Below are 14,832 nucleotides of genomic sequence, written 5' to 3' on the forward strand. Positions count from 1 at the left end.
TGCCTTTCTTCGGGGCTGTTCGCGTGCTGTTGCCTGCTCCGGCGTGCTCCGGCGTGCTTCTGACGCGCTCCGGCGTGCTCTGACGGCTCTGACGTGCTGACGTGCTCTGACATGCCTTGACGTGGTCTTCGGGGTGCTGGGGGCTGCGTCGGCTCCGTCCGTGGGCTGGGCGACGCTGGTTCAGCCCTTGAACCAGCCGGACGGTCCCGGGGCGAGGTTCTGGTAGATGTGCTTGGCCTCCTGGTACTCGCGCAGACCCGTGGGTCCCAGCTCGCGTCCGACGCCGGAGCGGCCGAAACCGCCCCACTCGGCCTGGGGGACGTAGGGGTGGAAGTCGTTGATCCACACGGTGCCGTGCCGGAGTCGCTGGGCGACGCGCTGGGCGCGGCTCGCCTCGGAGGTCCAGACACCGCCGGCCAGTCCGTAGCGGGTGTCGTTGGCCAGTTCCACGGCCTCGTCCTCGGTGCGGAAGCGCTCGACGGTGACGACCGGGCCGAAGACCTCGTCCTGGACGATGCTCATGGTGCGGTCGCAGTCGGCGAAAATGGTGGGCAGCAGGAAGAAGCCGTTGCTGAGGGCGGGGTCGTCGGGGCGGGTGCCGCCGGTGACGAGGCGGGCGCCCTCCTCCAGGGCGGCGGCGATGTGCCGCTCGACCTTGTCCCGGTGCTCGGCGGAACTGAGCGGCCCGCTCTCGGTGCCCTCCTCCATGCCGTTGCCGAGACGGATCGCCCGGGCCCGCTCGGCGAGGGCGTCGACGAACCGGTCGTGCAGGGAGTCCTGCACCAGCAGGCGCGAACCGGCGGAGCACACCTGCCCGGCGTGCAGGAAGGCCGCGTCCAGCGCGTAGTCCACGGCCGCGTCGAAGTCGGCGTCCTCGAACACGATGTTGGGGTTCTTGCCGCCCAGTTCGAGGGCGATGTTCTTCGGCCCCTCGGCGGCGGCCGCCATGATGGCGCGTCCGGTGGCCAGGCCCCCGGTGAACGACACCAGGTCGACCTCGGGATGGGAGGTGAGCGCCGCCCCTACGGTCGCCCCGGCACCCAGCACCAGGTTGGCGACACCGGGCGGGGCGCCGGCCTCCTCGATCAGCCGGATCATGGCGATCGTGGTGAGCGGGGTGGTCTCGCTCGGCTTGAGGACGAAGGTGTTCCCGGCGGCCAGGGCCGGCGCCACCTTCCAGGACGCCTGGAGCAGCGGATAGTTCCAGGGCGCGATCAGCGCGCACACCCCGACGGGCTGGTACACGACCCGGCTGAGCACGTCCGGCCCGACGTCCACGACCCGGCCGCCGTCCTTGCCTGCCAGTTCCGCGAAGTACCGGAAGGCGTTCGCCACGTCCTCCACGTCGATGCGGGCCTCGGTCAGCGTCTTGCCGGTGTCGAGGGTCTCGGTGCGGGCGATCTCGTCCCGGTCGCGCAGCAGCAGGTCGTGGACGCGCATCAGCACGTCGGCGCGCCGACGGGTGGGTGCGTTCGCCCAGTCCTCCTCAGCGAAGGCCCGCCGCGCGGCACGCACGGCACGGTCCACGTCGGCGGCGTCGGCCTCGTCGACCGTCGTGACGACGGAGGCGTCGTACGGGTTCACCACCTCCCGCCGCCCGCCCGCAGCCGCGTTCGTCCACTCACCGTCGATGTACAGCTCGCCCATCGCGGGGCCTCCTTCGCTTCCGACCGGAACCGATCGGGTTGCCGGTCGGCAACAAAGCCATGCTGCGGCGGGGCGGCGCGGGGCGCACGGCCGATGTCGCGAGCGGGTGGTGTGCTTGACCCGCGCGGGCTAACGTCGGGGGCCGGTCCGGCCACCCGAAGGGCCTCGGCGGCCGGGTCACGCGGCGCCATTCTCTCCCGGCCGATCAGCGGAGCCCAGCGACGGTGAGTTCTCAACCCGTGGCGCAGCTCGGCCTTCCCCGTACACGGTGAGAGACGGCTCCGGGCTTCCCCGTGCGGACCGCGATGGCGGGTGCCGAGGGGCTGCCTCGGGCCCGCACTCCCAGAACCTTCGATCAGCCGGCGAAAGACACTTCCGCAGTCGGCCCAGAACACCCGGCAGGCCGCTGCTGACCTCGAGTGGAACAGGCACGCGCCGCAGCCTCCCGTGGCGACCGGGACGCTGCGGCCCGATTGCCGACCCGGAGCAGGGACCTGGGTGACTGGGGACGCAGCTCCGTTCAAGCCGACGTAGGGAGACCACGAACCGCACATCCCGGGAGTTGGCTGCAAGCGTGAGAACGGGAGTCGGCCCCGACGACCCCGACGCCGCATTGATCCGCGCACGGGCAACGGTGCGTCTGGCCTGGCACCTGCGGGTCGCCGTCTGGGCCCGGGAGACGAGCGGGAAGCCGTTCCAGCACTTCCACGACGTCCTCGTCCGAACACCGGCGTTGAACGCACGCGCCGCCGGCTCGCACGAGGTGATGGCCGCGCTGCTGGAACGCGACCACCACCTCGTCCGCCAAGGGCAGGTGGTCCTCGCCGACAAGGGCTTCGACGGGGAGGAGTTCGAGAGCTTCGTCAGCGAGCGCTTCGGCGCCCACCTCATGCGACCGGACCGTAAGGACGACTCGTTCCGACACGGAAAGATCGCCTGAGCCCGGAGTGGATCGAGCCGTCATCGACACCCTCAAAGGCCAGCTCAGCCTCGAACAGCACGGCGGGAGAACCCCCGCCGGAGTCTCCGCCCGCACCGGCCAACGGCTCCTCGCCCTCGCCGCCGGCATCTGGCACAACTGGGCCTCTGGCGCCGCAGTCGAATGACCACTGATCGCCTACGACCACTGAAGACATCGGACTCAATCATCAAGTCGGCGCATCGGTACGCGACGGAGGCCCGTCCGCCGTCAGTTGAGACCGCGGCCGGGCCTGGGCATGTGCAATCCGTGGACTCAACACTCCGGCCGCAAGCCCTTGAGGATCACTTTCACCTGTTCTACTTCTGATTCCCACACCCTCACCATAGAATTTGTCCGTCCGTGGGGGGCGAGTGTGGCAGGGGCGACCGTGTCGCACTCTGAGGAGTCGGTCCGCATGCGGCGGGCCTGCCCAACTGGCACGTCTCGCCAGAGAACTGCGCCGTCCTCCCGGGCCCGAGTGGCGCGACGTGAGAGCGGGAACAAGTGACGAGCATTCCGGGTGCCGCTGGAGGCGGAAGCGAGCTGGACCGCCTGAAGACGATTTTGGCGGGCTGGCGCACCTCTCTCGTGGATCTCAGCGGACGCAACCGGCTGCTGAACTTCAGACACACCCGCGCCTCCACGCTGGAGCTGTCGGCCCCCGCGCCCGCAGAGCTGGTGAGACTGCTGGAGAGCCGTGCGCTGCACTTCGCGCCGCTCCCGGACGAGGTCACGGAGGACGACGAGCAGCAGTGCGCGCCGCCCGGCGAGGACGAGGTTGTTACGCAGAAGAGCACAGCGCCTGCCCTGCAGAAGGCTCTCCGCTCCCTCCGCGCCAAGGCGACTCAGGTGTTCAACGACTACGGCCTGTGGACGTTGCACCTGGGCGTCGGCATTCTGCACTGGCGTGAAGACGGAGCGGCCACCAGCAGTCAGGCCCCACTGATCCTCTTCCCCGTGCAATTGGTCCGAACGCCCACCGGACAGGTGCTCCTCCAGGCGAACGATGACGAGGACGCCCAACTCAACCCCGCGCTGCCCATCAAACTGGAGCAGTTCGGCATCGACTGGACGCCCGTCACCGAACCTGAATGCCGTGACGTGACAGGGGTGCTCACGGCCGTGCGCTCGGCCGTGGCCGGCAAGCCCCAGTGGGAGGTGGAGGAGCGAGTCGTCATGGCGCTCTTCGCGTCGCACAAGGAGTCGATGTATCGGGACTTGCTGGAGAACGAGCACCGGCTTCTCTCGAGCGACCTCGTGCGGGCGGTGGCGACGGGTCCCGGCGATGCCCTGGCCGCCGACCGCTTCGACTTCGAGGAAGTGCCCGCGGACCGGGTGGACGAACTGGCCCCTCCGGAGGAAGCACCGCTGGTCCTCGACGCAGACACGTCGCAACGGCAGGCCGTCGCAGCAGCGGTTCAGGGCAGGTCGTTCGTACTGGACGGTCCTCCGGGGACGGGGAAGAGCCAGACCATCACGAATATCATCGCAGGTCTGATGCACGCCGGTCGCAAGGTGCTGTTCGTCAGCGAGAAGGCGGCTGCGCTGGACGTCGTGTTGCAGCGGCTGAAGTCCGTGGGCCTCGACTCCTACGCATTCGCCCTCCACAGCCACAACACCAGCCGCAGGGCTGTGGCACAGGAACTCGGCCGCACGCTCTCCGAACAGCCCCAGGCGACCGGACTTCCCGACCAGGAGAAGGAGCAGGCACGCCTCGACCGCGAGGCGCTGTCCGCATACGCCACCGCGATGAACGAAGTGCGTCAGCCCTTCGGTCGTACCCTGCACGACGTCATGGGCCGGGTGGGCTGCCTTGACGATGCACCAGTCGCCTACCTTCCCGCTGCGGGAGATGGTTCAACCCGTCGGTTCGATCCCTCGTCACTCTCCGCAGCCGACCTGAACGACGTACTCAGGGCCGCGGAGGGCGTCGCGGAGGCCTGGCAGGCGGTAGCCGACCCGCACTTCCCGTGGCGAGGGCTACGCACGGACCGAGCCCACCCCGGCCTGGTGCTGGAAGAGGCGCGCACTGCTCTGAACGGACTGCTCTGCGCCCTGGACGGCTACGGAGCCCTCGCGTGGGAGGGTGGCCGGTTCACGACACCGGACCAGGTGGGTCGTCTCGTCCAGTTGCTCCGTCTGCTGAACGAGAGACTTCCGGCGCCCGAATGGTGGCTCACCGAGGCCGATATGGCACACGCCGTGACCGATCCCGTCGAGTCCCTTCTCGGCACGCTGCGGCGCGTGCGGCGTGCCGAGCAGACCGCGCAGAATCTGTTGGGCGACCGCTGGGAGGAGATTTCCCCTCGGCTTCGCCCCGAGCCGCCGGCGGCAGAGGAGGCTCTCCTCCTGCTCCAGCCCAGAGGACTGGAGCTCACCGGTCTGACCGAGCAGCAAATGAGGGATCTGAGCCAGGACTTCGAGAAGGCTGCCGGCTCGCTCCAGCGGGCCACTGCCGCGGCTCGTGAACTCGCAGGGGCTATGGGCCTCGACGAACCGCGCTCGCTGTCGGAGGCGACGGCCTTGTGCGATCTGGCGGACCTGTCCGCTCTTCCTCACCGCCCGCTCGAGGCGTGGTTCTCCCCTGAGGGCTTGGCCGCCGCCCAGGAGGCAGCGTTGGGTCTCGTGATGACCGCGGTGACAGAATTCCAGGCTCGCCGCGACCGCACGGCCGCTGCACTGGCGACGGCACGCGAGCAGGCGGGGCCCGGCTGGGCCGAGATGCCGTCCCACCTGCCGAAAGAACCGGAGACCGCAGAGGCCGCGCTCGACGTCCTGGACCCGTCCGCTGCCGATGTCACGGTCCTCGGCCGGGATGAGGCCGTCTCACTCGCCGCTCGCTGGTCGGCCCTCGCCGACATGCTGGAAGGCACCGCCGATTGTGCGATGCGCGCGGCGGACCTGTTGGGCTGCGATTCACCGGACACCGCCTTCGCGACGCGGTCCGTCAGTGAACTGGCCGCATTGGCCGAATCCGTCCACCGGGCTCCGGCCGCTTGGTTCGATCCGGACGTGCTGCCGCACGTACGTCGTGCGGTGGACGAGCTGCACCAGCTGATGGAGGTACTCGACCGAGCCCGCAGGGAAGCGCAAGGCGTGTTCGGACCGGGCACCCCCTACGCCGAAGGCCTGACCGAAGCGGTGCGTCGCCTCTCGGAGAACGGCCGGAGGTTCGCAGCAGCTTTGTCCGCTCAGGTCAGAGCAGACCGGAAGGTTGTTGGCGCTGTCAGCACCGGTGGGTCCTGGACCAGCGGCCTGCAGGCCGAGCTGGACAAGGCGGAGGCATGGCAGCAAGCACACCGGGCCGTGCGTGCCGCGGTCACCGCAAACGCGGAACTGCTCGCCACTTATGCCAGTGACGAACTGCCCGACCTCGAGGCACTGGATGGCGCGCTGCGTCAGGTCGAGAACGCCCACCGGCTCGCAGCGAACACGCTGAGGGACCCCGTCCGTCGCAACCGCATGGCGGCGCAACTGGCCCACGGCGCTGTGCCCGACGTCGCACTGTCCGAATGGGCGACGCGGTTGGAGCACGACCTGGACACGTGGAATTCGGCGCTGTTGGAGCCTCGGCTGCGCGGACACGCCACCGACATGGATCGCCTCGGCCCTTCGGCGGCCGCCGCGTGGTTGCGCGCTCATGTACCGGCGTTGGAGGACGCCGTACGGTTCATCGACACGGTTCAGGCCTGTGGCCGTCGCGAGTTCTCTGCATCATCGGGTCACACCCTCGCCTCAGCGCGGGCGGCCGTCGCGGCCGCGCACGCGGCGCAGCGGGAGGAGGCGGATTTCGCCGCCCATGAGGACGACGACCGAGAACTGCTCTGCACCTGGTATTCGGGCCTGGACACCCGCCTGGACGACCGGCCGGATGCACCTGGCATCACGACGGCGGTCGAGGACGGCCTGCTGCGCCGGGCCATGCTGCTCTCGGCCTCAGGTGAGGGGTCCGAGGCAGACAACACTGCCGAGTCCGCCGAACTGCTCGGCGAGTACGCACCAGAAGGTCGTCCTCGCACCGCCGCGCTGGCAGCCGCGCTCGCCGCCGCGTCCGACGTCCACCGTTTGGCCGGACCGGCCCTCGCGGACCCTGACAGGCGCAGTGGTCCGACACGCGTCCTGTGCGCCCAGCACCCCCCCAGTGCGGGATTGCTGGAGACGGCTGCCCGTCTGCGGTCGGAGTGCGCCGAGTGGGAGAACTTCACGCAATCCCCCGCGCTGACGGCCACTGCCACTGCCTTGCGTGCCCATTCGTTCCCCGACGGTGCGGCCTGGCTGCGCAGTCACCTCGATCCACTCGACGAGGCCGCTTCCGTCATCCACTCGGTGTCGCGTGTCACGGACTCCCCGGGTGGGACGGCCGACTGGCTGTCCCTGGGTGAGGCCCGGTCCTGTGTCGCGGCCGTTGTGGCAGCTCGCGCGGCCGTGGAGGACTGGCTGAGCGCCGAGGCTGACCACCGCCGTCTGCTCGGAGAGCTGTACGAGGGGTTGCGGACCTCCCAGGACACGGTCCACAGTGCCCTGGACTGGGCGCTCGGCGTCAGGCGTGCTGCTTCCGCCACCGGCTCGGCCGCGCCTCTGGATCCCGAGGCCGCTCGTCTGCTGTCGACCGCAGAGCCCGACTCGTCGGTTGACCGCCGCAACCGCGACTGGCTGGAGCGGGCGGAGGCCCTCGTCGCCCACTTCACCCCGGGCAGAGCAGCGGAGATCCGCGCCGAGCTGGAGGCCGGATTTCCGTCCGCCCGGACGCTCTTGGACCGCATGTCCGACGATCCCTACGGTCCTGACGCCTGGCTCCGCTGGGCCGAGGCCCGCACAGTGCTGGCCCGGTACGGGCTGGAGGGTCTGCCTGCGCAGCTCGCGGATCGAGATGTGCCGGCGTCGTTGTTCCCGGCGGCGGTGGAGCGCGCAGTGCTGCGGGCCTGGGTGGAACATCAACTGGCGTCCGACGACCGTCTCACACTGGTACGGGCAACCGACCGCGAGCAGTTGGTGGAGCGCTATCGACGACTGGACCGAGGGCTGGTGCAAGCGGCGCACGCGATGGTGATCGAGGCCTGCAACGCACGACGCCCCCGGCGGGTGACGACCGGCCAGGCCGCGGTCCTGAGCCGACAAGCGAAACTGCAGCGGCGGCACATGCCGGTACGGCGGCTCCTGGACGAGACCCGCGACATCGTGCAGCGGATCAAACCGTGTTTCATGATGAGCCCGTTGACGGTCAGCCAGTACCTGCCCCCGGACTTCCGCTTCGACGTGGTGATCTTCGACGAGGCGTCACAGGTGCTTCCGCAGGATGCTGTGAACGCCGTCTACCGCGGTGACGCGCTGATCGTGGCGGGCGACCCGCGGCAGCTTCCACCCACATCGTTCTTCAGCGCCGGCAGCGACTCGGACGATGACGACGAGTGGGACGACGAGACTCCCGACTCGTTCGAATCCATTCTGGACGCCTGCAAGGCCAGCAGGGTGCTGCGCGAGCTGTCCTTGCGCTGGCACTACCGCAGTCGCCACGAAAACCTGATCGCGTTCAGCAACCACGAGTTCTACGACGATTCCATGGTCGTGTTCCCGGGCGCCGTCACCGACGGCCACGACGTGGGCGTCGCGTTCTACAAGGCTGACGGGGTGTATGACCGGAGCAACAAGCGCAATAACCTCCGTGAGGCCGAGCTGGTGGCCGAGCGGGTCATTCACCACTTCTCGACGCGCCCCCACCTGACGCTGGGTGTCGTCACCCTCTCCAAGGCACAGGCGGACGCCGTCGAGGACGCTGTGGCCGAAGCTCTCAGATCAAGGCCCGACCTCGACGGTTACTTCACGGAGGACCGCCTGGGCGGCTTCTTCGTGAAGAACCTGGAGACGGTGCAGGGCGACGAACGCGACGTGATCATCCTGTCGGTCGGGTACGGCCCCGACGCGAAGGGCAAGCTGCACTCCTCTTTCGGGCCGATCAACCGCGAGGGAGGCTGGCGGCGGTTGAACGTGGCCGTGACCCGTTCGCGGCACCGCGTGGAGGTCGTGGCCTCGTTCCACGGCGCCGACCTGCCGGACAGCACGAACAAGAGCGTCCAGCACCTCAAGCGCTACCTGCAGTACGCCGAGCAGGGACCCGAAATCCTGGCCACGGCCTCACCCGACGCCGATGCCGCGCCGGAGAGCCCGTTCGAAGAGGATGTACTCGACACGCTGCGCGGCTGGGGATACGCAGTGCAGCCTCAGGTTGGCGTGGCAGGATTCCGCATCGACATGGCAGTCCGCCATCCCGGAGCTCCCGGCTCCTACGCGATCGGCATCGAGTGTGACGGCGCGATGTATCACTCTTCGCGTGCGGCCCGTGACCGTGACCGGCTGCGGGAGGAGATTCTGCGCGGCCTGGGCTGGAAGCTGCACCGCATCTGGGGGACGGACTGGTACCGCAATCGGCGGGACGCGCAGCGGCGGTTGCGTGAGGCCGTCGAGGCCGCCTGCGCAGCCGACCCCTACGCGCCCCCCGCGGAAGCCGCTCCGGTTCCCGGGCCTGGGCTGGAGCCGGTGGATGTGTCGATCGTCCCGGCCGTGGAGTCCGACCGGTCGGAGTGGAGCCGGCCGTACCGGGCCATGGGGTGGAAGGAGCTGTACGACCTGAAGGACGCCTTGTCCGCTGCCGCCGGCCTGCCGGGCGTCGATCTTCGGGACCCCGCTGCCCAGCGGGTGGTTGCGGAGGTGGCTCTCCATGTCGTCACCATGGAGGGTCCCATCGAGGAAGACGTTCTGATCGGCCGGGTACGCACCGCGTGGCTGCTCGATCGGTCCGGCCAGATCGTACAGAGCAGCGTCCGGGACGCACTGGCACGCCTGCGCCGCAAGAAGAAGGCTGTCCGGTCCGGAACGGTGTGGGACCTGCCCAACCGCAGCGTGACGACGGCGCGGACGCCGAGTCCGGACTTCGACCGCAAGAAGGTGTCTCACGTTCCCGCCGTGGAACGGCAGATCGCGATGCTCGGCATTCTGTCGGAGTCGCCGGGCATGCGCCGCGAGGAACTGGCCAGGGAAACGGCCCGGTTCTTCGGATGGCTGCGTCTGGGGCCGGACATCCGGGCCGCATTCGACCACGACATCGACGTGCTCCTCGCCCGGAATGCGGTCGAGGAAGGGCCGTCGGGGCTCGTGCCTCTGGAAGGGCCCGCAACGTGATCCAGTGGTGACGCCGGAGCCGGTCGGAGGGGAGCGGCCGACTCCTTCTGTCCGCCCGGTCTCATGATCTGTGCTGGAAACGCACCGGCTCCGCGAGCACGGCTCGGGCGCTCTCGAAGTCGGCGAGGCGGGCCGCAACCGTGGCGACGGCGAGGCGTTCCGGTAGAGCGGCGGAGAACTTCAGACCGCGTACGGCCCGCGGGTCCACATCCGGCAGGACGAGACCCTCGCCCGCGCTCTCGCGGGCCGTGCGCCAGTCGGCCGGCGTGAGGTCTTCGCGCAGGCGCACCCAGCAATCCGTGGGACGCTGCAAGGGGTCGGCCACCGAGGGGAGAGTGGCGGCGAGAGTGGCGTTGGCCCGGTAGCCGGCCCAGGTCCACCAGCGGACGTCAGCGCCGACGCGTGTGATCAGTGTGCCGCTGGGACGGACGGTGTCCGGGGCGTCGGATTCGCGCTGCTCCGCCAGGCACGCCTCGGCACGTCGGGTGAGGGAGACGGGCGGGTCCGTGCCGAGCAGCACTTCGCGCATGGCACGGGTGAGGGTGTACGAGAGGCCCGCGATGCCGCCGTTCATCCACTTGGCGATGCCGCCACCGTCAGCGGGTTCGACGAAGACGCGTTTACGCAGCCAGTCGATGTAGGTCACCTGCCAGCTGCGTCCGCCGAGCAGCAGGCGCCGCGGGCCCGGCCGTTCCTCGGTGAGAACACTCGGGTCGGTGCGGCCGATCTCGGTGCGCCCGGAGAGCACGGTGAACTGCGGCGGTGCGGTGAAAGAGGCCGTGAGTTCGATGAAGTGGCGCTTTCCGAAACGGCGTTCCGCCTCGGGGCCGACGAACAGCATGCCGCCGTCACTGTCGAGGAAGCCCTCCTCGGTGAGGTGGCGCAGGATCGGTGCGGCCGACCTGTCGAAGGGGGCAAGACCGTTCCACTGCCGATCCCACAGGCGGTCGCCCAGCTTGTGCTGTTGCAGGGTCACGGCCAGGAGCTGTTGAGCCACGAGGTGACGGGGCTCGGGCGGCGGGAGCACCGGTTCGACCCAGCCTCGTGACCAGAGCAGCAGCAGGCCGGCCGCCTGGAGCAGCGTGTCCTTGGTGGTGGTGAGGAACAGACAGTTGCGCAGGGTGCCCGCGCGCCTGCCCGTGCGCCCGATGCGTTGGAGGAAGGAGGCCACGGACGCCGGGGAGTCGATCTGGATGACGCGGTCCAGGTCGCCGACGTCGATGCCGAGTTCCAGGGTGGAGGTGGAGACGATGACGCAGTCGCGCGCCTCGGCGAAGGCCTGCTCGGAGCGGGTTCGTTCGTCGACGGAGAGGGAGGCGTGGGACAGGAAGACGGTCACCTCTCGGGCGCGGAGCGCGGCGCCCAGTTCCTCGACCTGGCGGCGCGAGTCGCAGAAGACGAGGCGCTTCTCGCCGTGGTGCAGGGCGGCGATGAGCTTGGCGGCGTTGTCGAGGGAGCCCACGTAGTCGAGTTCCACCTCGCCCGCGGGCCTGCGGGACAGGTCCTCGGCGGCCTGCTCCCCCTGTCCGGCCGCGCCGGTGGCGGGCAGGTGGACGCCCGGCGCGACGACCCGTCCGGTCCGGCTTCCGGCACCGGCTCCCTGCAGCCAGCGCAGCAGGTGTTCGGGGTTGCCGACGGTCGCCGAGAGTCCTACGCGCTGGATGGGCCGGCCGGTGACCCGCTCCAGCCGTTCGAGCACGGCGAGCAGGTGCCAGCCCCGGTCGTCGCCCGCGAAGGCGTGCACCTCGTCGACGACGACGGTCCGTACGCCGCCCAGCAGCCGCGCGTGGTCGGTCTTGACGCCGATCAGCATCGCCTCGAGCGACTCGGGTGTGGTCAGCAGGACGTCCGGTGCTTCGGTGCGGATGCGCTGCCGCTGTGATTCCTTGGTGTCGCCGTGCCAGAGTGCGGCGCGCCGTCCCAGCCACTGGGCGTAGGTGTCGACGCGGCTGACCAGGTTGTTGAGGAGTGCCTTGAGGGGACACAGGTACAGCACCGAGGTGCCGGTCCACCGCTGTTCTGCCATCGCCGACAACAGCGGGAAGCAGGCGGCCTCGGTCTTGCCGCCGGCCGTCGGGGCCAGCAGGACGGCGTCCTCGCCGTCCATGAGCGGATTGATCGCCGCTCGCTGCAGGGCACGCAGGTCGGGCCAGCCGAGGGTGTTGACGATGTGGTGGAGGACAACGGGGTCGAGCCGGTCGAGTACGTCGGCCTCTCCCCCGGTCGGCTCCGCCCCGGCCGGGCTGTCGGCGCCCGCCATCACAGTTCCAGGTCGATGTCGTCGGCGGACGCGGAACCGCCGATGACCGTGGCGGCCAGGTTCCGCTCGACATCGGTGAGCTCACTGCTCGCGACCGTCAGCTTGTAGTGCTGCCGGGGGTCGAAGTCGTCGAACTGGTCCACGCGGTCGAGCACGTCCCCCACGAGCTTCTTCAGGAACAGCCGGGGCGCCACTCCGACCTTCCCGCCCAGTGCTCCGCCGACGGCCCGCGCGAGGTCGGCGACGTAGGCGTCGTCGACGACCGTGCGCACGCGCTCGGGCGACGTTGCGGCGTCCGCGTACAGATCCCGGATGGTGACGCCGAGGCCGACCAGGGACTCCCGGGTGAAGCCGGGCAGCCGGATCTGCACCGCGCGGGGGTTGTCGAAGCGCGGGTCGGTGGTGAAGTCGGTGGCGAGCCGCTGGGCGAGCGGGGCCAGGCGCTGGACGCCCTGCTGGCCGTCGTAGAAGGCCGGTGTGCCGGTGATGACGAGGTACAGGCCGGGGAAGCGGCCGGAGTGCACCTCGTCGATGAGCTGCCGCAGCGCGTTGAGCGCCTTGTCGCGGGCGTCGGAGCGGACCCGCTGGAGCGTCTCGACCTCGTCGAGGACGACGAAGAGCCCGGTGTGCCCGGAGTCGCGCAGCACGGTGAGCAGGCCCTGCAGGAAACCGAGTGCTCCGAAGTGGTCGAGGTCGCCGCGTACACCCGCGGACCGACGAGCCGCCGCCGCGACGTGCGGCTGGCCGCCGAGCCACGCCAGGACGGCCGCGGCGGTCGCCTCGTCGCCGTCGGCGAGGGCGGCCCGGTAGCCGCGCAGGGCGGTGGCGAAGGACGGGGCATGCCGGGACACCTCGGCGAGCCGCGCCACGAGCAGTTTCTCCACCTCACCGGGCAGCTCGTCCTCGGTCGCTCCGGCGGCGAGTGCGTCCTCCTCCAGGGCGTAGAACCAGGCGTCGACGACCGGGCGCAGGGCACTGGGCGGGAAGCTGGCGGTGGTGAGGCGTTCGGTGAGCCGCCGGTAGACCGTCTCCAGCTTGTGCAGGGGTGTCTCGTTCTCCGAGATCTGGATCTCGGCCACGGCGAAGTTGCGGCGCTTGGCCCGCTCCCCCAGCCAGCGGGTGAAGAAGGTCTTGCCGGACCCGTACTCACCGCGCACGGCCTTGAACACGGACCCGCCGGACGCGACCGCGTCCAGTTCCGCGTCGAGGGCCGTCTCGAACCGATCGAGCCCGGTGGCGAGCAGGTCGAGCCCGCTCTCCGGTACGGCCCCGCGGCGCAGGGCGTCGACGACGGTACGGCGGCGGGCGGCGCTCACCTGGGCGGGGCGCGGGGATCCGGTGGTGCTCACGGGAGCATTCTGCCCTTTCTCGGACTACGGCGGTGCGGGGCGGGAAGTTGTCCCGCGGTCACCCGGAGTTGTAGCCCCACCGGGCATTTCCGTCCCTGCCCATGAAGCATTTCGCGGGCCGCCCGTCGGTGGTGGTCGCGATGGCACCGACAGGAGAACAGAACTGGCCGAACTGGACTCCCGGACGGCTCCCGGTCCCCCCGGTGCCGCCCCCCGTGGTGCCGGAGGATCCCCCGCTGGTGGAACTGCCGCCGGATGAACCGCCGCCGCCCGTGGTACCCCCGGACGAGTTGCCGCTGCTGCCACCCGTCGAGCCGCCACCCGACCCGGAGCCGTTCGAGGGATGGGGGCGCGGCTTGGGCTTGGGCTTGGGATCGGGCTTGGGTTCCGGCTCCGGATCCGGGCTGGGTTCGGCGCAGCTCTTGCTCGGACCGATCAGCCACAGGTCGGCCTGTGTCCCGGTCGAGATCTCGGTATCGGGTTCCGGGTACTGTCGGCACACCCGCCAGTCCGCCACGTCCTGCAGCCCGTCGGTCAGACGCTTGCCGGTGTGGGCGTGAAAGAGGACGACGCGCCGGAGACCGAGGTCGTCGAGAGCGCGGGAGGCGTCGTCGGCCTGCTCGCCGACCAGGGCGGGCATGAGGATCCGGCGGGAGCCGTGCAGCCGGACCGGGCACTCCTCCTGCTTCGGTACCGCGTACAGGGTCAGTGTCCTGCTCGACGTACGGACCTTCTCTTCATGGGACGGGCTCTGGAAGCAGACCTGCCAGCCGCTCGTCGTCGTGGTCACGGACCGTCGGTCGGAAGAGGCGTCCGCTGCCGAAACTGTCTGCCACTGATGCCGGCCGGCCGAGAGCGCGGCTTCAGCGAGAGGAGAGCCCGAGAAGTCGGGAACGACCACGGAGGCGGGCTCGGGCGTCTGGGCTACGGCCTCCTTGTCGTCCCCCGGGGAGGTGGACCCCGGGCCCAGGACGGCGAAGAACAGCCCGAACACGGCAGCAATCATGAGCACCGGGTGACGGCCCACCCACGTGGCCAGCCGTGTTCTGCGGCCGGGACGCAGGGAGGAGCCCGGGGGCACCATGTCGCCGTTGGCCATGAGGAGCTCGCCCTTCGGGTCCAGCTTAGAGCCCCACAGCTTGTAGGGATGGCCGAGGACGAGGACGTCGACGGAGTCGAACATGCCGTAGGTGGCGCGGAGGACCTGCAGGGGCGCGGGGACGCGGATCGCCACGGGCTTGACGATGCCACGCAGCAGGATGAGGCCGTTCTCCGCGAGCACCACCCGGCCCCAGCCGTTGTGGTAGACGGCCAGGACGTCTCCCCGGGGTCCGAGTTCCTGCAGCAGCGCCTTCGCCTGGTCTTCGGACAGGGAGAGGTTCTCACCTGCGCCGGCTTCGGCGGTGCGCGGGTCCTTGGCCAGCAAGTCGGACAACGCT

At 70.1% G+C, this 14,832-nt stretch carries 5 protein-coding genes and 1 pseudogene; 2 read left to right on the forward strand and 4 right to left on the reverse strand.

Annotated elements, in window-relative coordinates:
- Window positions 1–180: 180 nt before the first annotated feature.
- Window positions 181–1,647: an aldehyde dehydrogenase family protein gene (locus AB0F01_RS17630; RefSeq protein ID WP_362095957.1), complete on the reverse strand. Its 1,467-nt coding sequence runs from the start codon at window positions 1,645–1,647 to the stop codon at window positions 181–183.
- Window positions 1,648–2,422: 775 nt separating this feature from the next.
- Between AB0F01_RS17630 and AB0F01_RS17635 the strand changes: the two are divergent.
- Window positions 2,423–2,753: pseudogene (locus AB0F01_RS17635) on the forward strand (IS982 family transposase); the annotation flags it as partial.
- A 359-nt stretch (window positions 2,754–3,112) separates the two neighbouring features.
- Window positions 3,113–9,784, forward strand: coding sequence for a DUF3320 domain-containing protein (locus tag AB0F01_RS17640; protein ID WP_362095960.1), 6,672 nt, complete (start codon window positions 3,113–3,115; stop codon window positions 9,782–9,784).
- A 61-nt stretch (window positions 9,785–9,845) separates the two neighbouring features.
- On the opposite strand, the gene AB0F01_RS17645 is transcribed toward AB0F01_RS17640, so the two are convergent.
- The 3 genes from AB0F01_RS17645 to AB0F01_RS17655 are packed head-to-tail and all read right to left on the reverse strand — an operon-like array spanning window position 9,846 to window position 14,828.
- Window positions 9,846–12,044 (reverse strand): DEAD/DEAH box helicase, encoded by a 2,199-nt coding sequence (locus AB0F01_RS17645; RefSeq protein ID WP_362095963.1) that lies wholly within the window; start codon window positions 12,042–12,044, stop codon window positions 9,846–9,848.
- Window positions 12,044–13,393 carry a BREX system ATP-binding protein BrxD gene (gene brxD / locus AB0F01_RS17650; protein WP_362095966.1) on the reverse strand — a complete coding sequence of 450 codons (1,350 nt, stop codon included), beginning with the start codon at window positions 13,391–13,393 and terminating at the stop codon, window positions 12,044–12,046. Before brxD ends, AB0F01_RS17645 begins: the two co-directional genes overlap by 1 nt.
- 58 nt (window positions 13,394–13,451) lie before the next feature.
- The gene (locus tag AB0F01_RS17655; protein WP_362095969.1) at window positions 13,452–14,828 is read right to left on the reverse strand and encodes a hypothetical protein; all 1,377 of its coding nucleotides are present in this window, start codon (window positions 14,826–14,828) and stop codon (window positions 13,452–13,454) included.
- Window positions 14,829–14,832 lie beyond the last annotated feature (4 nt).

This window comes from Streptomyces sp. NPDC029526, from assembly GCF_040637405.1.
In the GTDB taxonomy this organism is placed as follows: Bacteria; Actinomycetota; Actinomycetes; order Streptomycetales; family Streptomycetaceae; genus Streptomyces.